An 18,421-nucleotide genomic window follows, 5' to 3' on the forward strand; every position below is an offset into this window, starting at 1 on the left:
ATTAAAAGTTTAACAGATTAGGAGGAAGGAGTGGATGGTAATATATTGTAGGTTTACAAAATTCGGAATATTCTTTAAATACAACTCGAATTATGGTACAATTTGCAAATGTAAGTCATTTCCAAAGAAATAAAATAAAGGAGACAATTAGGGAATGGATAGCAAGGACCATTTAAGCAGGACTGAATCAGGAAAACGGCAGAGGTTCAAAAATAAGATAAGTTTTACCATTATTATTGTAGTTGTATTAGTTGCTTGTACTTTTGCAATTGCTATTTATATTAATACAGATAAGACTGTTCATACGAGTACCCCTGTAAACGTTGAAGATTCTAAACTAGAGGTTGAGAGTGATGTTCAGAAGGAACAATCTGAACACCCTCAGGCTCAAATACAGACGCAGCAAAATACAGAAACGACAATTAAAATAAGTGCAGCAGGGGATTTTACATTAGGGACAGATGAAACTTTTACATATCCAGATACTTTTGTCCGTACAGCATCGGCAAATGGTTTGGCTTATTTTGTTCAAGGACTCGATAATATTTTTCTGGAGGATGATCTTACTACGGTCAATTTGGAAACGACGTTAACCAATTCAACACAAAAAGCGCAAAAAACGTTTCGCTTTAAAGGAGACCCTAGCTATGCAGAAATATTAAAACTGGGTGGTATTGAAGCAGTGAACCTCGCCAACAATCATATCCATGATTACCTTCAGAAAGGATATACTGACACGATTGAAGCTTTGAAGAACCAACAAATCGGCTATTTCGGCTACGAAAATCAATATATAACAACCGTTAAGGGAGTAATAATAGGGGCTTTAGGTTTTGAAGGCTGGCAGGATACACGTGAAGTAAGGAATAAGGTTTCACTAGGTATCAACCAGTTGCGAGAGCAGGGGGCACAGATTGTTCTTGTCCATTTTCACTGGGGAGTGGAGCGGCAATACGTTCCAACAGCCTCGCAAAAATCATTGGCCCGCTTTGCAATCGATAGTGGTGCGGATTTGATTCTTGGACATCATCCACATGTCGTCCAGGGAATTGAAGAATATAACGGTAAATTTATTGTTTACAGTCTCGGGAATTTTATGTTTGGAGGAAACAGGAATCCGTCTGATAAAGACACGTATGTTTTTCAGCAGACATTTCATCTAGAAAATGGAGTTCTGACTGACAAAAAAGAAATCAATGTAATTCCATTTTCGATATCTTCTGTTTCATCGAAAAATAATTACCAGCCTACAAAGTTGAAAGGGCCGGAGTTTGATAGGGTGAAAAAAAAGATTATTGATGTTTCGAATAAAATTAATGGGACTGGTTGGCTGGTTTATGAACAGACTGTCCAAACAAAATAATCATCACCCAATTAGATTCTAAATAGCAAAATTCACTCCATTAATTTAAACAGTTTTCAAATATAAAATTAAAATCAGAAAGCAGAGGGGGCATCTCTCTGCTTTCTTTTGCTTTACTTTAGAGTATCCCACGGTGTTTTATCATAATCACGCCTTACAGTTGTAAACTGGGAACCAAAATTTTTATCTGCTACAACAGCCGGCTCTAGGATGTTATCACCTAAGGGTTTTTGACCATTCTCAACCCAATTTACTAGGTCATCAAAGGCATTAATTTGCTCTTCCGGGGTAAACTCACAGTGTCCAATTCCACGAATCGCCCGTGATACCAGCAGGTCTTCCTTGCCTTTTTCCGCCGCTCTTTCAGCGTAAATCTGCTCCATGGAGAATGGAACAAATAGGTCACCAAGAGTATGGATAGAAACAGTTGGAACCTTTAAATCTCCCGTTACTTTTGGAATGGCAGCTAACCCATTATTATGACGTCCGTTTGGATCATTAGTAATACGAAGAACACCATTGTTTAAGGCTTCTTCCTCAGAAGATAATGTAGGACTATTATCTAATTGATAAACTGAATCTGTATTGTTAATTACATTTCCAGTTGCCTCTCCATATGCGGGATTAGTAGGCATGTTTCTGAAGAGAAAATCATTAAAAATATGCTGGTAGGCAAATTCAAATAGTGGTCTCTCTCCGCCCGTAAGGTTCTTCGTTACTGCTTGTAATTTTTCACCTAAGGGGGTTATAGAATTGAAAACCCATCCATTGTTTATATTAAATTTTTTTGCAAAAGCATCTTGTCTTAAACCATTACCGAAAGCAAACTCCATTGTAGGTAAAGTCTTTTCAAAATAATCTGTATTTGCAATAGCCTGTTGCTGATTCTTTGGAGTTTCCATTAAAGTTTGCGCAACGAGCCCGTAATCCGTAAAGAAATCAAACAATTCAGAGTCGCCCATAACCCCGCACATTGGCAGAGCCCCATCAACATCTCCATATTGCTCAGCATATACGCCTGTTATGTGCCCACCCATTGAGTGTCCCATAATATACGTCCGGGTTGGGTTACCTACCAGTTGTCTAAATAATCCATTTAGAGCATGTGTGTCTTTTACACCCGTCTCTACATCATAGCCATTTGTGCTATAGCTTGAGGCGGCCCATGCATACCCCTGCTGAAGAAGCCCTGTACGTATACTATCTGGCATGGATACTGTTAGCGCATTTCCAGTACCACGATACCCATGCGCATACAAAACAAGCTTGCCGTTCCAGTTATTAGGAACTTCCATCCAGTAACCGGCACCGTTATGTATGCCCTTAAACAATTTTGTTGTTTCATATCCTTCTAAATGTGATAAAGAATTCAATTGTGTTTTATCGACAAAAAAGTTTTTCTTATTCTGCCCATTAGGAATAAAAAACTCTGGAGGTTTAATATTCAGTGAAGTGGATGAATCAGTTGATGAAGGCTGGTCTGCAAATGCGACGGAGCTGAGTACAGATAAAGAGAGAGTTGTGGCTAATACTGCCGCGAATCCTTTTTTCCTTTTTTTCATGGAACCACCCCTGGTTAAAATAATATTGGGAATATTAATACTAATATTCAGCCAATTTGATTATAAGACAAGCCGATTATTTCGTATATTGAAATATTTCTACACGAAATAACAGCAAAACACAGCAGGAAACAGGTTATGATAAAAAAACATAAATTGTGATAATAGATGTTTTAAAAATGCAGAAAGAAGTAGAAAAAAAAACGTCATTATGTTTATTTGGAAAACAGGAATTTTATACCATGACAGGGATTTCGGAATATTATATATAATAGTTAGTAAGTATTCACTAACCAAAAGAGAGGGTGAAGAATTTGGGATCGCAATCGGATACTAAAAAGAAAATTATCCGGGAGGCACGCAAGCTGTTTGCCGAACGAGGATATAATGGCGCCACCACCGCCGAAATTGCCAGGCGTGTTGAAGTTTCAGAAGCTGCTCTTTATAAACATTTTAAGGGCAAAAAGGATATTTTTCTTGCCTGCATTACTCCGTCTGTGTTTGAGCCCCCCAAGATGAATTCTGATCATAATCCTGATCTGGTCAGGGATGTTATCAAAGCAAGAGTGGAAGTAATCCGCAACAATCTGGACAGCTTCAACATCCTTTTTAGGGAATCGCCCAACCATCCAGAGCTGGCAAAGATGTTTATGGAGCAGATTTATATTCAGGACAAAAGTATGGAACAGCTTTTGCAAAAGGTATCTAACGGAAATCTCACCCCAGTCCAATCCCTTCTATATGAACTTGGAATCACTAGCGCTATTTGGTCCCTACTCAACTTTGAAAAACTCCAGGAAGAAATCATCTCAGAAAAATTACAGCTCGACCATATGGAGGATGAAATCGCCGATGTTGTTTTATACGGTTTAATAGGTAAAAGGTGAATAATTAACAGAGAGGAGCTTTTTATGGAAAATAATATGCGGATTCCGCAGCCAAAAACGTATGGCCCGTTAGGCAATATTCCATTAATCGATAAAGATGCACCAACGCTGTCATTTTGGAAAATCGCCGATGAATACGGACCTATTTTTCGCTTTGAGGCTTTTGGTTTTATCATGCATTTTGTTTCAGGTCATGAATTAGTTGCCGAGGTCTGTGATGAATCCCGGTTTGACAAAAGTCTCTCCGGAGGGTTGTATTTTCTGCGTGCACTAGGGGGAGACGGCTTATTTACAAGTAAAACTAAAGAGCCGAATTGGCAGAAAGCCCATAGCATTCTGATGCCAGCCTTCAGCCAGCAAGCAATGAAAGGCTATCATACGATGATGGTCGACATCGCCCAGCAGCTCGTACAAAAGTGGGCCCGTTTGAATCCAAATGAGAGCATCGATGTTCCCGATGATATGACCCGTCTGACCCTAGATACGATTGGGTTATGCGGATTTAACTATCGCTTTAACAGTTTCTATCGGGAAAACCACAATCCGTTTATCATCAGTATGATCCGGGCACTTGACGAGGCCATGCACCAAAGCACAAGGCTGCCTATCCAAACCCAGCTGATGGTAAGAACTAAGCGGCAGTTCGAACGCGACATTAAGTCAATGTTTTCTCTAGTAGATAAAATTATCGCTGAACGCAAAGAAGGCGGCGACCAAGGGGAAACTGATTTACTGGCTCGAATGTTGAATGTCAAGGACCCGCAAACAGGAGAGAGGCTTGATGATGAAAATATTCGATTCCAAATCATTACCTTTCTTATCGCCGGTCATGAAACGACAAGCGGATTGCTTTCTTTTGCCATATACCTACTTCTGAAGCATCCTGAAGTACTGAAGAAGGCATATGAGGAAGTTGACCAGGTACTAGGCGATTCTATTCCATCATATCTGCAGGTACTCGACCTTGAGTACATTCGGATGATTTTAAATGAAGCTTTACGTCTTTATCCTACTGCGCCCCAATTTACTTTGTACGCAAAAGACGATACGGTCATTGGCGGAAAATACCGGCTAAAAAAATACGACAATGTGTCCGTCATAATTCCAAAACTTCATCGCGATAAGGATGCATGGGGGGAGGATGCCGAAGAATTTCGTCCTGAGCGTTTTGCAGATATGACTAAAATTCCCGCACATGCCTATAAGCCCTTTGGAAACGGGCAGCGAGCGTGTATCGGTATGCAGTTCGCCCTCCATGAGGCAACGCTTGTGTTAGGAATGATTCTGGAGCATTTTGACTTAATCGACCATATGCATTATCAATTAAAAATTAAGCAAACATTGACGCTTAAACCTGATAATTTTAAAATTCGCTTAAAATTGCGGAAGAATAAGAGAATCGATACATTTGCTTTATCTGCTGAAAAAGCAGCAGCCACGAAAAATAACCAAGAAGCTCCGAAGTATTCACTTATTGGTGTGAATAATAGACCGCTGCTTGTTTTATATGGTTCCAATATGGGAACAGCAGAGCAGCTTGCACATGAGCTTGCCGATATTGCCCGTTTGCATGGAGTAAAAAGTGAGGCCGCTCCCCTAAACGATAGGATTGGTAAGTTACCAACTGAAGGAGCAGTAATCATTGTCACATCCTCCTATAATGGGAAACCGCCAAGAAACGCACGCCAATTTGTGCAGTGGCTGGAACATCTGGAAACAGGTAGTTTAAAAGGTGTCCAGTACGCGGTATTTGGATGTGGCGATCACAACTGGGCGAACACCTACCAGGATGTGCCTCGTTATATTGATGAACAGCTTGCCCTTAAAGGAGCAGTCAGATTTTCAAAGAGGGGGGAAGGTGATGCAAGCGGCGATTTTGATAAGCAATTTGATGAATGGAAAAAACGGATGTGGCAGGATGCCTTCAAAACCTTTGGAATTCAATTGGATAGTACTGATGAAAAAGAGTCAAATACGATTTCCATACAGTTTGTCAATACTATAACGGGTTCACCTTTAGCTATAAAGTACGACTCCGTACAAGGTACGATTGTAGAAAATCAGTTAGTGATTGATACCGATAACGAATCAACAAGGAAAATTGTAATTTCCTTACCAGAAGGGCTAACCTATCAGGAAGGTAACCATCTTGGGGTCTTTCCAAGGAATAGCAAAGAAACCGTTCAGCGAATTCTTAAACGGTTCAGATTAAATGGGAAGGACCATGTGATTATTACCGCTAGCGGCCGTACTTTTTCCCATCTACCGTTAGACCGCCCGGTAAGTCTAGTTGATCTCCTAAGTCAAAGCGTGGAAGTGCAGGAAACAGCAACAGGGGCACAAATTCGTGAATTGGCCGCCTATACGGTTTGCCCTCCGCATAAGCGGGAACTAGAAGCGTTATTAGAGGATGGGGTATATGATGAACTTGTTTTGAAAAATAGAGTTTCGATGCTTGACTTGCTTGAAAAATATGAAGCCTGTGAAATGCCGTTCGAACGTTTCTTAGAGCTATTGCCTTCACTTAAACCAAGGTATTTTTCGATAACTAGCTCTCCAAAGGAAAGTCCGAATCGAGTGAGCATTACTATTAATGTTGAACAAGTGGCTCTAGCTTGTGCATTCTTTGCAGATTTAAAGCCAGGGGATGAAATCATCATGTTTATAGTGTCCTCTGAGCTAGACGACCACCCTATAGAAGACCAGCAAGTTAAAATAGGTTAAAAAGAAAGTCCCTGAATTCTTCCTGAGAATCAGGGACTTACCATTATTTCAAAAACATCCTCAACATCTTAAGCCCATTCTTAAAATTGGGATAGCGGAACGGGATGTCAAAAAGGGTGGTTTGCTTTAAGACACTTTTCTTATGGGAGAAGGTATCAAAGCTGCCTTTTCCGTGATAAGAGCCAATCCCGCTCGGTCCGACACCTCCGAATGGGAGGTGAGGGGAGACAAAGTGATAGACAGTGTCATTCACACAGCCGCCGCCAAACGATACGCTGTTAAGAACCGTTTGCTGGGCCTGGTTACTTTCCGTAAAAATATAAAGGGCGAGCGGTTTCGGATGATTATGGATGCCATCGAGCACTTCTGATAAATGGCTGTATTCCATAACAGGAAGTATCGGGCCAAAAATCTCATCCTGCATAATTGGATCGTCCCAGCTTATATTCGTTAAAACAGTCGGCTCAATCGCTAGGGTATCCGAATCTGTTTTACCCCCAGAATATACTTGACCATTATTCAAAAAGCCCTCGAGCCGCTTAAAATGCCGCTCACTAACAATATGGGTGAAATCGGGGTTACGTAAAGGATTTTCTCCATATAATTCTTTTATCGTATTTTTAAACTCGCTTAGAAATTTGTCTTTGACATTTTTATGAACATAAAGATAATCGGGGGCAATACAGGTCTGGCCAGCATTCGTGAATTTACCCCAGGCAACCCGTTTAGCCGCTACCTTAATATTGGCATCATCATGAACAATGCAGGGACTTTTGCCGCCAAGCTCTAATGTAACCGGAGTTAGATTTTTTGCCGCAGCCTCCATAATGATTTTCCCAACAGGTACACTTCCAGTAAAAAAGATATAATCGAATTTTTCCTCAAGGAGTGCTGTGCTTGTTTCCACACCGCCTTCTACAACCGAAACAAACTCTTCAGGATATAGACCATTGATCAGCTTCGCCAATACTTCAGACGTTTTTGGTGTTAATTCAGAAGGTTTCAAAACGGCACAATTCCCCGCCGCAATCGCTCCGATTAACGGGGCAATCGCCAGCTGAAATGGATAATTCCACGGGGCAATAATTAATGCCACACCGTAGGGTTCTGAATAGATGTAACTCGTCGAACCAAAATGGGTCATAGGAGTTTTAACACTCTTTGTTTTTACCCAAGAACTCAGGTTTTTAATTGTAAACGTCAACTCAGCAAGGACAAATCCGATTTCTGCCGCATATGCATCAAGCTCGGATTTATTTAAATCCGCTTTTAACGCTGCCATAATCTCTTGCTCATTTACCTTTATGGCATCCTTCAATTTTTTCAAGGCAGCCAATCGGAAGGAAACATTCTTTGTCTGTTCTTTTCGAAAGAAGGACCTTTGTTTATTTACTAGGTAACTGTAATTTTCTTTAGTACCGCCTTCATTTAATAGGGGAGACGAAATACTCATATTCATATCTACTCCTTTATCAGATGATAAAGCTTTAATAAATCATTTTTATAAAGAATCTTCGGAACAGGATAGAGAGGATTTGCTTCTTTCAAAGACCGTTCCACCATGAGCGGAATATCCTTTTCGATGATTCCGTTCACCTTGGTCGGGATCGCCATTTTTTCATTAAGCTCTTTAATGGCATCAATAAATTTCTGTGCTTTTTGTTCAATCGTATCGGAAGGCTTTGTTATTTTAACCAAATCTGCCAATTCTGACAACGGCTTATGGGCGGATTCCCCATAATACTCGAGTACATATGGAAGAATAATGGCATTCGCCAGACCATGGGGAACCTGATAAAACCCGCCTAATGTATGGGCGATCGCATGCACGTAGCCGACATATGCCCGGGTAAAAGCGATTCCGGCCAAATAAGCAGCCTTTTGCATGTTCGTTCTAGCCTGAATGTTCGTACCATTTGTATAGCATTCATAAAGATTTTCAAAAATTAACTGTACTGCTTGTATACTGCACTGTGTTGTTTCTTTCGTATTGCTTTTCCCTATATACGCCTCGACTGCATGTGTCAGTGCATCAATACCGGTAGCAGCCGTGATATGGGGAGGAAGTTTTACAGTAAGAAGCGGGTCTAATACAGCATAATGGGGGATAAGGGCCGTGTCCATTATCGCGTACTTTTCATGTGTCTCGCTATTTGAGACAACAGCGGCAAGCGTTGCTTCACTGCCTGTACCTGCTGTCGTTGGGATAGCAAACAAAGGCGGTATTCTTTTTAATACCTTTAAAACACCTTTCATCTGTGGAATACTTTTTTTAGGCCTTGCCGCGCGGGCGCCTACACCCTTTGCGCAATCCATTGGCGAGCCGCCGCCAAATGCAACAATTCCCTGGCATTTATTCTCCTTGTACATTTGAAAGGCTTCTTCAATATTTTCTATTGTTGGGTTTGGAACCGTTTTATCATAAATGGAAAATTGGATGCCCTCATTTTTCAAGCCATCCAAGAAAGGGTCCATCAGGCCAATGGAAACAATCCCTTGATCAGTCACGATTAAAACGCTTTCAACTCGCATACTTTTAATAAGGGATGGAAGTTTACTTAGGCTGTTTTCTCCTTCTAATAATTCCGGTTTTCGCCAAGGAAGTATAAAGGAGGCTACCTTCATCCCACCTTGATATGTTCTGCAAAATAATTCGTACATCAATAATCCCCCGCTTTCAATATAAAAATAAAAACACACAAAATACCCAAAAAACCAAAAAATGTATACAAACTATATATCGTAAAAACGAAGGGAACGTCAAGAGAATATTTAAAAAATTCTGAAATATACTTCCTTTGTAGTATATAAACTAAAATTAATATCAAACAAAAAAACTATCTTTGAAATGAAAAATCAGCCGAAATCGGCTGATTTTAACTTTGTCCAATGAAATTAATTAATAAACTTAATTCGCCAGCATTAAGCTCGTTGACATTGTCAAGGAATTGCTGAACGAGTTTCACCATATCCGGACTTAATTCCTCACCAACCGATTGAATAATCATGCCAACAACTGCCCCTGTAAATACTGTTAACTGCACCTTTGCTTCCTTGGAGGCATTGATTAAGTTCACCGTTAATTCCTTCACGTTTTTTCCTAGTGTATTCAAGTATAATAGCAAAATACTAAGAAAGTAGGCGCAAAACTCCAGCTTAACTTCTACATTTTTCATGAGCGAAATGATATGATGAATTGCTTCTCGTAACGGTAGATTTTGTGGATTTTCCACTAATTTAAAGACTTCAGGCAGGATGGCTTCCCACTCTTCCGTGTTTGTTAGCTCTCTGCGTTCTTTTTGGAAAAAGCTTTCTGCAATTTCAGTAGGGGAGAAGACAACGATTGAACGACCTGCTTCATTCTCATTCGTGGAATACGTTCTTTTTACAAGCCCCTGGTTTTCCAATTCCTTTAATACATCATAGGCTGTCCATTTGCTTACGCCAATGGCTTCCGCCACCTTCGAATAATGGACAGGGTTGTTTGTTTTCTTAAATTGACGGTAGATATGATCAAGGAATTCCTGACGTCTTTTTGTTAGAGACAAACTTTTTTTCACCTCAGATCTATTGATGGAAACTTATGTAATTAAATATCATGATTACATGTATTATACCATTCCCGACTAAATATAATGGACAAGATTGCATTCATTATATGGGTTGACTTTTTCAAAAAAAGTAGTATAGTTACTATCTTGTGAGCAGGTCATTTACGTTTTTTCTTGTTTTATTCATAGTTTGTTCATATTTACCATTTAAGATATAGACTAGACTAAATAGTACTAATCACATATAGGAATGTAAATTAAAATATGCAATAATGATTTGCTAGAAGGAAGGTGCTTAATAATGAAACTAAAAGGTCAAGGTATTTCCCATAAATATATTGGCTTTTTCTTTTTGGCCGTCATTCTTCTCTGGATAAAAACATATGTTACGCAATTAACACAATTTGATTTGGGGATTCAGAACTCAATCCAGAAGTTTTTATTATTTTTAAATCCATTAGGATCGGCGTTAATATTTTTAGGAATTTCAGCATTATTTAAAGGCAGAAAAAAGTATATTTCATTGATTGTGATTGATTTTCTATTATCGTTCTTATTGTTTGCCAATGTAGTATACTATCGTTTCTTTAATGATTTCATCACGTTGCCTACATTGACCCAAACACAGAACTTTGGTGATGTCAGTGGCAGTGTGTCATCTTTATTGAAGCCATATGATTTCTTATTCTTTATAGATACGATTCTATTAATTGCATTACTTGTATTTAGGATTGTAAAAATTGAGAAAAAAGATATGAGCCGTCAAAAAGTGGCTGCTTTATTCTCCATGGCACTAGCCATTTCTTGTGCCAATCTTTCATTAGCAGAAGCGGACAGACCGCAATTATTAACAAGAGGGTTTGACCGAAATTACATTGTAAAATATTTAGGCATGTACAATTACACGATTTATGATACGGTGAAAAGTACGACAGCCTCAGCTCAACGGGTAATGGCGAGCAGCGACGATGTTACTGAGGTGAAAAACTACACTAACTCCAATTATGCTGCACCCAATCCGGCATATTTTGGTGCCGCTAAAGGCATGAACGTTATTTATTTGCATCTTGAATCAACACAAAACTTTTTAATTAATTATAAGCTTCATGGGCAAGAGGTTACACCATTTCTAAACTCGTTAACACGTGACCAGAATACCCTTTACTTTGATAACTTCTTCCATCAAACCGGACAAGGGAAAACAGCAGATGCTGAATTTATGCTTGAGAATTCATTATACGGACTGCCGCAGGGAGCTGCCTTTACGACCAAAGGCATGAACACATTCCAATCAGCACCGGGGATTTTAGGTCAGCAGGGTTATACATCTGCAGTATTCCATGCTAACTCAGGAAGCTTTTGGAACCGCAATGAAATTTATAAATCTTTTGGCTATGATAAATTTTTTGACGGAAAATATTATCAAGTAAACCCAGAAGATCAAGCGGAATATGGAATGATGGATAAACCATTTTATCAACAATCTAAACCAATGTTAGAAACTTTACCAGAGCCGTTTTATACGAAATTTATTCCGGTAGCCAATCATTATCCATATAAAATGGACCAAAGCATGGCTACCATTGCACCCGCAGAAACTGGTGATGCATCGGTTGATGATTATTTCCAAACAGCAAGATATGAGGACGAAGCTTTAAAAGAGTTCTTTGATTATTTAAAGCAAACGGGATTACTTGATCGTTCCATTATTATTATGTACGGTGACCATTATGGAATATCCGAAAACCATAATAAAGCAATGGCCCAGGTATTGGGGAAGGAAATTACTCCTTTCGAAAGTGCCGGCTTGCAGCGTGTTCCATTATTTATTCGTGTCCCTGGCATCCAGGGAGGAATTCATCATGAATACGGCGGCCAAATCGATGTCCTTCCTACACTGCTGCACTTGTTAGGAATTGATTCAAAACAGTATGTGCAGTTTGGTACTGATCTATTGTCAGAACAGCACGACCAGCTTGTGCCATTCCGAAATGGCGACTTTGTAAGTCCAACCATTACAGCTGTTAGAGATAAATATTACGATTCTACGACAGGTTTAGAGCTTTCACAGGATAAATTGGATGAGGCTAAGAAGTACCACGAGATCGTGGACCAAAAGCTGGCAGAATCCGATAAAGTCGTAAATGGCGACTTATTGCGTTTCTATACACCTGATGGCTTTAAACCAATCGACAGATCAAAATATAACTATAACAAGGGTCAAGAAGATTCTTCTAAATAAAAGACGCTCTCCGGGTTTCGGCCCGGAGAGCTTTTTTGCACTTGTTACTTGTAAATATTTGCAACTTTTTACACTTATTAGACAAAAGTAATGTTAAAATAATTCTTGTGACAAACAGATTAAGGGGGATTTAGATTGGATTCTAAGTTTTCAAAGCCGAAAGGATTCGGAGAAATACTCGATCATACATTCAGTTTAAGTAAAAACAGATTTAAGGATTTCTTTATGATTTTTCTCTTGCTTTTAGGTCCTGTTTACTTATTACAAGCCATCATATTATTAATATCAGGAACAAGCTTCTTTAGGGAAGTGAAAGGCGGCGGTGATTGGTTTGAGCAATTCATGACCAGCTTTGAAAATCAAGGAACCTTTGACGCCGGAAACTTTGGAGCTGACATTGGAATGGCGGTAATTGGACTAATCACAGTGATTCTTGGTCCGATCACAGAGGCAGCTATTCTTTTTGCCGTCAATCATATTCGCATAAATGAGGAGTTTACTGTCGGGTCGGTTATCAAGCAAGCCCTATCACGGTTCTGGCCAATGCTGGGCAGCAGTATTTTATTTGGATTGCTTGCCTTTGGCATCATGCTGGTTCCTATTTTAATCATCGCCTTTTCAGGAGTAATTGGCTCCATGGCCAATCCCGTTTTAGGCATATTATTAGCTATTGGGTTATTTCTAATCTTCGCACCGATAATTGCCTATTTTTTAACGCGCTGGAGTTTTTATTTCGGGTCGGTAGTTCTTGATAGACAGTCACCAGGATTCGGCAGAAGCTGGAGATTGACCAAGAAACGTACATGGCCGCTTATGGGACTTTATATTATTTTTTATTTAATTATTACTATTATCAGCTTCTCAGTGGAAGGGACAATTGGTCTAGCTTTAGGAAATAGCGTATTGTTTACGATTATTTCAAATCTTGTGACCTTAGTGACAACAATGATTTTCTCAGTTGGATATGCCGTGATGTACTTAGATTTAAAAGTGCGCCACGATGCCGATGATTTAAAGGAAATGATTGAAGACTATGATCGTACCTCTTTTTTAAATTAGGTGATTGAGATGCTTACTACTGAAAAAGCACGGGAAAACCTAGAGAAAATTTTGAACGAAAAGGAATATCGGGTTTATGACAAAGCTTCTAAAGGCCTATTCGCTGAATGGTGGGAAAAGGCTAAGCAGTGGATTGCGGATAAGTTAGCCGGTTTGTTTCCATCAATTGAATCTGCCGATAACGCCGCAAGCTCTATTTTAATTGCTGTCATTATTGTGGTCATCGTTCTATTGGCTTTAGCTGTATTTTTTCTGATTCGTCATTATAAAAGAGAACGGGTTCTCCGAAGCAAAAAACCGCTTCAATCTTTAAAGGATATAAATTGGACTTATCATGAGCATTTAAAAGAGGCAGAAAAGCTAGAAACTGCAGCCGATTATTCAGCTGCAACACGACACATGTTTTTGGCCTTGCTTCTTTTCTTTCACGATAAAGGATGGATTGAGGCAAGAAAATGGAAGACCAATTGGGAGTACTATGAGGAGCTTAGAAAAGAGAATAAACAGCGGGCCGGCCAATTTTACCATCTTGCGCAATTTTTTGACGAAGTGACTTATGGCGAAAGGGAGGCACTTCAAGAGGGATACCACAAGTTTCAATCTGTTGTTTTGAGTCTGTTGTCGGAAATGAACAAGGAGGGAGGGGGGAACGTTGCACAAGGCTAGAAAGGATTGGCTTTGGTTCGTTATATTAGTGGTTGTTTTTGTGCTTTTAAGCTATTTCACCCATACTCCCAAGCCGACAGTATATCCGAATTACGTAACTGAATCTCCTTCCCCAACCGGGACAAAGGGCTTTTATACATATTTAAAAAAGGAAAGGAGTGCAAAAAGCTGGAACCATTCGCCTTCTTTATTGCCAAAGAATAAAGAACAGCAGCTATTAATCATGGTGGAGCCCAGAGATTTTACTGAAAAAGAAGAAATCAGCTCATACCTCGATTTTATCAAGGAAGGAAATTCGCTTCTTTTGCTTACTCGAAATCCTGATGGTCTGTTTAATTTAAGAACAAACGAATTGGAGGAAGATATACCACCTTCAGAAGCCTTGAAAATCTATGGAAAGGGCGGCAAGGCACAAAAGGCGGAAGTCCTATCCTATGTTCGGCTACAGCCTCGTAACGGAGAAGATACTTTATTGCACGATAAATACGGACCTGTTGCATTGAAACGTACTGTTGGTAAAGGCCAATTAATTGTCGCGATTACACCAGAATGGATAACGAATGGCAAGATTTTAAAAAACGACCATTTACCACTGCTGATTTCGCTGGTTAATGAAACTAACTCCAAGACAATTCTGTTTGATGAGTATGTTCATGGCGAGCAAATAACTTCAACATTTTTGTCTGCTTTTCCAAAGTGGTTTTTACTGTTGATGCTTCAGGGAATATTGATAGCTTTCATTTGGCTTTGGAATAAGGGCAAACGGTTTGGCCCCATTGTGGTTCCACGGGAAGAGATGGTCCGTTTTAGTGATGAAGGAATTCGCGCGATAGCAGCCTGGTATCTTCGGGGAAGACGATATCAGGATTCATTGTTGATTCAAGCCGATTATCTGAAGCAGCTCCTTCAAGAACGGTGGCAGGTTCCTTATCACAAAGAATGGCAGGATATTTTGGGGTATTTAGAACGCAAATGGACGGGAATACAAGCTAATGAGATTCGCTCATTTCTTCAGGAATTGGCAATCATTCTCGATAAAAACAAAATCACTAAACAGGAATATTTGCTTTGGTCTAGAAAGTTAGACCAGTTACAGAAAGAGGTGGAACAAGGGTGAGGACAGAACTAACATCCCTATTGGAACAGTATGAAAGGCGAATTCTAGGACAAAATTTCAATTTACGATTGCTATTATCCGCGATATTAACAGGCGGCCATGTCCTGCTCGAAGGGGTGCCAGGCACCGGGAAAACTCAAATGGTCCGTACGCTTGCAGGACTGCTTGGAGGCGATTTTAATCGCATACAGTTTACACCGGATCTGTTACCAAGTGATATTACCGGCAGCATGATTTACAATATGAAGGAAGGCTCCTTTCAAACGTTGAAAGGGCCTATTTTCACCAATATTTTATTGGCCGATGAAATTAACCGGACACCAGCCAAAACACAAGCCGCCCTGCTTGAGGCGATGGAGGAAAAACAGGTGACCATCCAAGGGGAAACATACATGCTGCCAGAAGTATTTTTTGTGGTGGCAACACAAAACCCGATTGAATTTGAGGGGACCTATCCACTGCCCGAAGCCCAGCAGGATCGATTTTTATTTAAACTTCAGGTTGATTTTCCATCCTTCGAAGAAGAGAAAAATGTATTAAAACAAGTTATTGAGAACCACTTTATCAGGACTCAAGTTTCTCAAATAATGGATTTAGACACGTTCGTGGCAATCAGAAAAGAAATTGAAGAGGTTACAATTAGTGATAATGTACTTGATTACATTATGAAAATCGTCAGGAAAACGCGGGATACGGACATGATTCGCTTCGGTGCTAGTACCAGGGCGGGGATTTCGATTGGTAAAGCAGCACAGGCTTGTGCCTATTTGTCGGACCGAAATTATGTCACTCCAGATGATATCAAAATGGTTGCAAAGCCTGCTTTACGTCATCGGATTCAGTTATCTCCTCATGTAGAATTGGAGGGAGCAACCGTTGACCAAATCATCGAAGAGCTTGTGGGCTCGGTTCCTGTTCCAAGATAGAGGTATACTGCCAACGAAGCGGCTGATGTTGATTTACCTTGTGCTAACTATTCTTTTAACACTGGCGATTTTAAGGGATTTATCATGGTGGTACGTCTTTATGTTTAACCTTGTTGTTTTTTTCATCAGTCTGGTTGATTTATTGTTCTCAGCGAAAAAAACACAGCTTACCTTCAAGCGGACCATAACGGAGGAAATGGAACGGGGACTTACCTATCCGATTACGATTGAGGTTCGCAATCATTCTCCATATTCACTAAACTATCGATTCATTGATGGTCTGCCGCAAACCTTTACAAAGCCGTTTCCGATATCCGGAAGGGGTCAGGCAGATTCATCAAACGTCATTACCTATGAAACGGTACCTGCTGAGAGGGGAAAATACGAAATCAATAAGCTGTACTTCCGTTATCGAAGTGTAATCGGCTTGTGGGAAAAGCAAGTAACAGTAGATTTAACCGATTCAGTGAAAGTGATTCCCGATTTAACGGAAACAAAGCAGTATCTAGAAAATGCCCAGCATTATTTATTGTATGAAGGTTTGGAAATTCGCAAACAGCAAAGCGGGGTTGGCGAATTTTCGAAAATCAGGAGCTTTGTGGTTGGAGATGACCCGCGGAAAATTAACTGGCGGCAAACCGCTAAGCTTCAGGAAGTAATGACAAACGAATATGAGCCAGAGCATGGTAAGTATATTACGATTTTGCTTGATTGCGGCCGTATGATGGGGGCAGAACTGAAAAAAGGCAACCGCTTGGAAAAAGCCCTGGAAGCTTCCTTAACTGTTGCCGCTGCTGCTCTCCAAAAAGGGGATTATGTGTCCGTTCTAGCTTTTTCAAATGAAATTAAGGCTTTTGTTCCACCGGCAAAAGGGATGGCCCATCTGCAAACCATTCTTCACACCATTTACCATATAAAAGTCGATGCAGTAGAATCAAACTATGCAGCCGTTCTTCAATATTTGGAAATGGTGCAAAAGAAACGAAGCCTACTTTTATTATTTAGTGATATACAGACCTTTCTACATGAAGAACACGCCTTTACTTACCTTAAACGGCTTCGAAAGCGGCATTTATTTTTCATGATTGGGGTTGAGGACCGAACTCTGTTGAACAGAACAAAGGAGGAGCCAATTGATGTTCAAGCGGCTATGTTGAAGAGCATTGCCCAGCAGCAAATACTTTTTAAGAAAAGGGAGAAAAATAAATGGGAAAAGCAGGGCCTGCCAATGATAGAGGCCCGTGAGGAAAAATTAGCGGTTACCGCTGTCTCCCATTATATGGAGATTGTGAATCAGAACCTTTTATAGCATGACTGAGTTTCAGTTTTCCAAACACAATATAAAGAATTAAACCCAGAACAGTCAAGATAGCAACCGTATATTTAGCTTCGAGTGAGATGGCTGCCGGTGTGATAAAACCTTCAATGATTCCAGCGATGATGAATAAAGGTATAGTTCCAAGAAGGAGCTGGACTGAGCGTTTTCCGTGTTCCTTCAATTGGTACCCTCTTGAAAAAGGGCCTGGTACAAAGAGCTTATAGCCCATTAACAGCCCAGCCCCGCCGGCAATAAAAATGGCTGTAAGCTCAATCATGCCGTGGGGAACAATATAGGCCCAAAATTCATAGGCTTTGCCGTAATGCCAGAAAAGCGCCGCAAGTGCTCCAATGATAATGCCGTTGTAGATAAGCAAATAAACTGTTAATATTCCAAAGGTTATACCACCTGCAAAAGCTAGTATGGCCACTTTAATATTATTCGTCATGATACTAGCCGACATGAGTGAGGAATCGACCGCACCATCCCTACTACCGAGCTGTTCCGGGTCAACGCCTCTAGCAATTTCTGGAGGGAGAATGGAGTAGATATGGAGTGGATCATTCAAGATAGAAAGGAAGCTGCCAATCGCGCCGATTGCAAACAAGAACATCGCGGCCACAACGAATTTCCATTGTTCTAATAATAAGCCGATAAACTTGGCGGCGAAAAAATGACGAATTTGTTTAACGCTGGAAATCTGGTCTTTATATAAAAGATTATGCGATTTTGAAACAAGTCCATTCAAATATTGCGTTACTTCGTCATTAGGATAATACGTTTGGCTATAAGAAAGATTCTGTGCTGCTTTCTGATACAGGCGTGAGAAGAGTATAATGTTGTCTCCAGTTATCGTCTTTCTGCCCTTGCTTAGTGTTGCGATTAACTGTTCAAGCTGTTTCCATTCCTCGCGATGCTGCTTGATAAATTGTTTAACATTCATTTTTTCACCATTCTTTGCCGTTAATCTTTTCTTCTATTCCTTATTATAGTAATTTTGTAGAAA

General features: G+C 40.1%; 13 protein-coding genes and 2 pseudogenes. 10 read left to right on the top strand and 5 right to left on the bottom strand.

Annotation, left to right across the window (positions count from 1 at the left end; genetic code table 11):
- Positions 1–154: 154 nt before the first annotated feature.
- On the top strand, positions 155–1,363 hold the full coding sequence (locus ACNQGS_RS02700) for a CapA family protein (protein WP_491486014.1): 1,209 nt from the start codon (positions 155–157) through the stop codon (positions 1,361–1,363).
- 113 nt (positions 1,364–1,476) lie between these two features.
- On the opposite strand, the gene ACNQGS_RS02705 is transcribed toward ACNQGS_RS02700, so the two are convergent.
- On the bottom strand, positions 1,477–2,925 hold the full coding sequence (locus ACNQGS_RS02705; protein ID WP_491486015.1) for an alpha/beta hydrolase: 1,449 nt from the start codon (positions 2,923–2,925) through the stop codon (positions 1,477–1,479).
- Positions 2,926–3,230: 305 nt separating this feature from the next.
- Between ACNQGS_RS02705 and ACNQGS_RS02710 the strand changes: the two genes are divergently transcribed.
- The 3 genes and pseudogenes from ACNQGS_RS02710 to ACNQGS_RS02720 form a co-directional block, all read left to right on the top strand.
- A complete protein-coding gene (locus ACNQGS_RS02710; protein WP_491486016.1) occupies positions 3,231–3,812 on the top strand; it encodes a TetR/AcrR family transcriptional regulator in 582 nt (193 codons plus the stop codon).
- Positions 3,813–3,836: 24 nt separating this feature from the next.
- A pseudogene (locus ACNQGS_RS02715) lies at positions 3,837–5,189 on the top strand (cytochrome P450); the annotation flags it as partial.
- A gap of 90 nt (positions 5,190–5,279) precedes the next feature.
- Positions 5,280–6,536, top strand: a pseudogene (locus tag ACNQGS_RS02720) (flavodoxin domain-containing protein); the annotation flags it as partial.
- Positions 6,537–6,579: 43 nt separating this feature from the next.
- Here the strand turns inward: ACNQGS_RS02720 and ACNQGS_RS02725 are convergent.
- From ACNQGS_RS02725 to ACNQGS_RS02735, 3 genes are all read right to left on the bottom strand, one after another.
- Positions 6,580–7,989 (bottom strand): aldehyde dehydrogenase, encoded by a 1,410-nt coding sequence (locus ACNQGS_RS02725; protein WP_491486017.1) that lies wholly within the window; start codon positions 7,987–7,989, stop codon positions 6,580–6,582.
- A gap of 8 nt (positions 7,990–7,997) precedes the next feature.
- Positions 7,998–9,197, bottom strand: a complete 1,200-nt coding sequence (locus ACNQGS_RS02730; protein ID WP_491486018.1) for an iron-containing alcohol dehydrogenase — start codon at positions 9,195–9,197, stop codon at positions 7,998–8,000.
- Between the two features lie 215 nt (positions 9,198–9,412).
- Entirely contained in the window at positions 9,413–10,084 is a 672-nt protein-coding gene (locus tag ACNQGS_RS02735) for a helix-turn-helix domain-containing protein (protein WP_491486019.1), read from the bottom strand.
- A 304-nt stretch (positions 10,085–10,388) separates the two neighbouring features.
- On the opposite strand from ACNQGS_RS02735, the gene ltaS reads away from it, so the two are divergent.
- The 6 genes from ltaS to ACNQGS_RS02765 all read left to right on the top strand — a co-directional run bounded on the left by ltaS (position 10,389) and on the right by ACNQGS_RS02765 (position 17,406).
- Positions 10,389–12,329 (top strand): lipoteichoic acid synthase, encoded by a 1,941-nt coding sequence (ltaS, locus tag ACNQGS_RS02740; RefSeq protein WP_491486020.1) that lies wholly within the window; start codon positions 10,389–10,391, stop codon positions 12,327–12,329.
- Between the two features lie 135 nt (positions 12,330–12,464).
- Complete coding sequence (locus ACNQGS_RS02745) at positions 12,465–13,388, top strand: DUF7847 domain-containing protein (RefSeq protein WP_491486021.1); 924 nt, start codon at positions 12,465–12,467, stop codon at positions 13,386–13,388.
- 9 nt (positions 13,389–13,397) lie between these two features.
- Positions 13,398–14,054 carry a DUF4129 domain-containing protein gene (locus tag ACNQGS_RS02750; RefSeq protein WP_491486022.1) on the top strand — a complete coding sequence of 219 codons (657 nt, stop codon included), beginning with the start codon at positions 13,398–13,400 and terminating at the stop codon, positions 14,052–14,054.
- A complete protein-coding gene (locus ACNQGS_RS02755; RefSeq protein WP_491486023.1) occupies positions 14,041–15,171 on the top strand; it encodes a DUF4350 domain-containing protein in 1,131 nt (376 codons plus the stop codon). Before ACNQGS_RS02750 ends, ACNQGS_RS02755 begins: the two co-directional genes overlap by 14 nt.
- Positions 15,168–16,097 (top strand): AAA family ATPase, encoded by a 930-nt coding sequence (locus ACNQGS_RS02760; protein ID WP_491486024.1) that lies wholly within the window; start codon positions 15,168–15,170, stop codon positions 16,095–16,097. The genes ACNQGS_RS02755 and ACNQGS_RS02760 overlap by 4 nt, the downstream gene beginning before the upstream one ends.
- Positions 16,048–17,406 carry a DUF58 domain-containing protein gene (locus ACNQGS_RS02765; RefSeq protein WP_491486025.1) on the top strand — a complete coding sequence of 453 codons (1,359 nt, stop codon included), beginning with the start codon at positions 16,048–16,050 and terminating at the stop codon, positions 17,404–17,406. The genes ACNQGS_RS02760 and ACNQGS_RS02765 overlap by 50 nt, the downstream gene beginning before the upstream one ends.
- On the opposite strand, the gene ACNQGS_RS02770 is transcribed toward ACNQGS_RS02765, so the two are convergent.
- Entirely contained in the window at positions 17,357–18,358 is a 1,002-nt protein-coding gene (locus tag ACNQGS_RS02770; RefSeq protein WP_491486026.1) for a stage II sporulation protein M, read from the bottom strand. The genes ACNQGS_RS02765 and ACNQGS_RS02770 overlap by 50 nt on opposite strands.
- Positions 18,359–18,421: the final 63 nt, after the last annotated feature.

The sequence above is a fragment of the Neobacillus sp. PVCKKU3 genome (assembly GCF_058323225.1).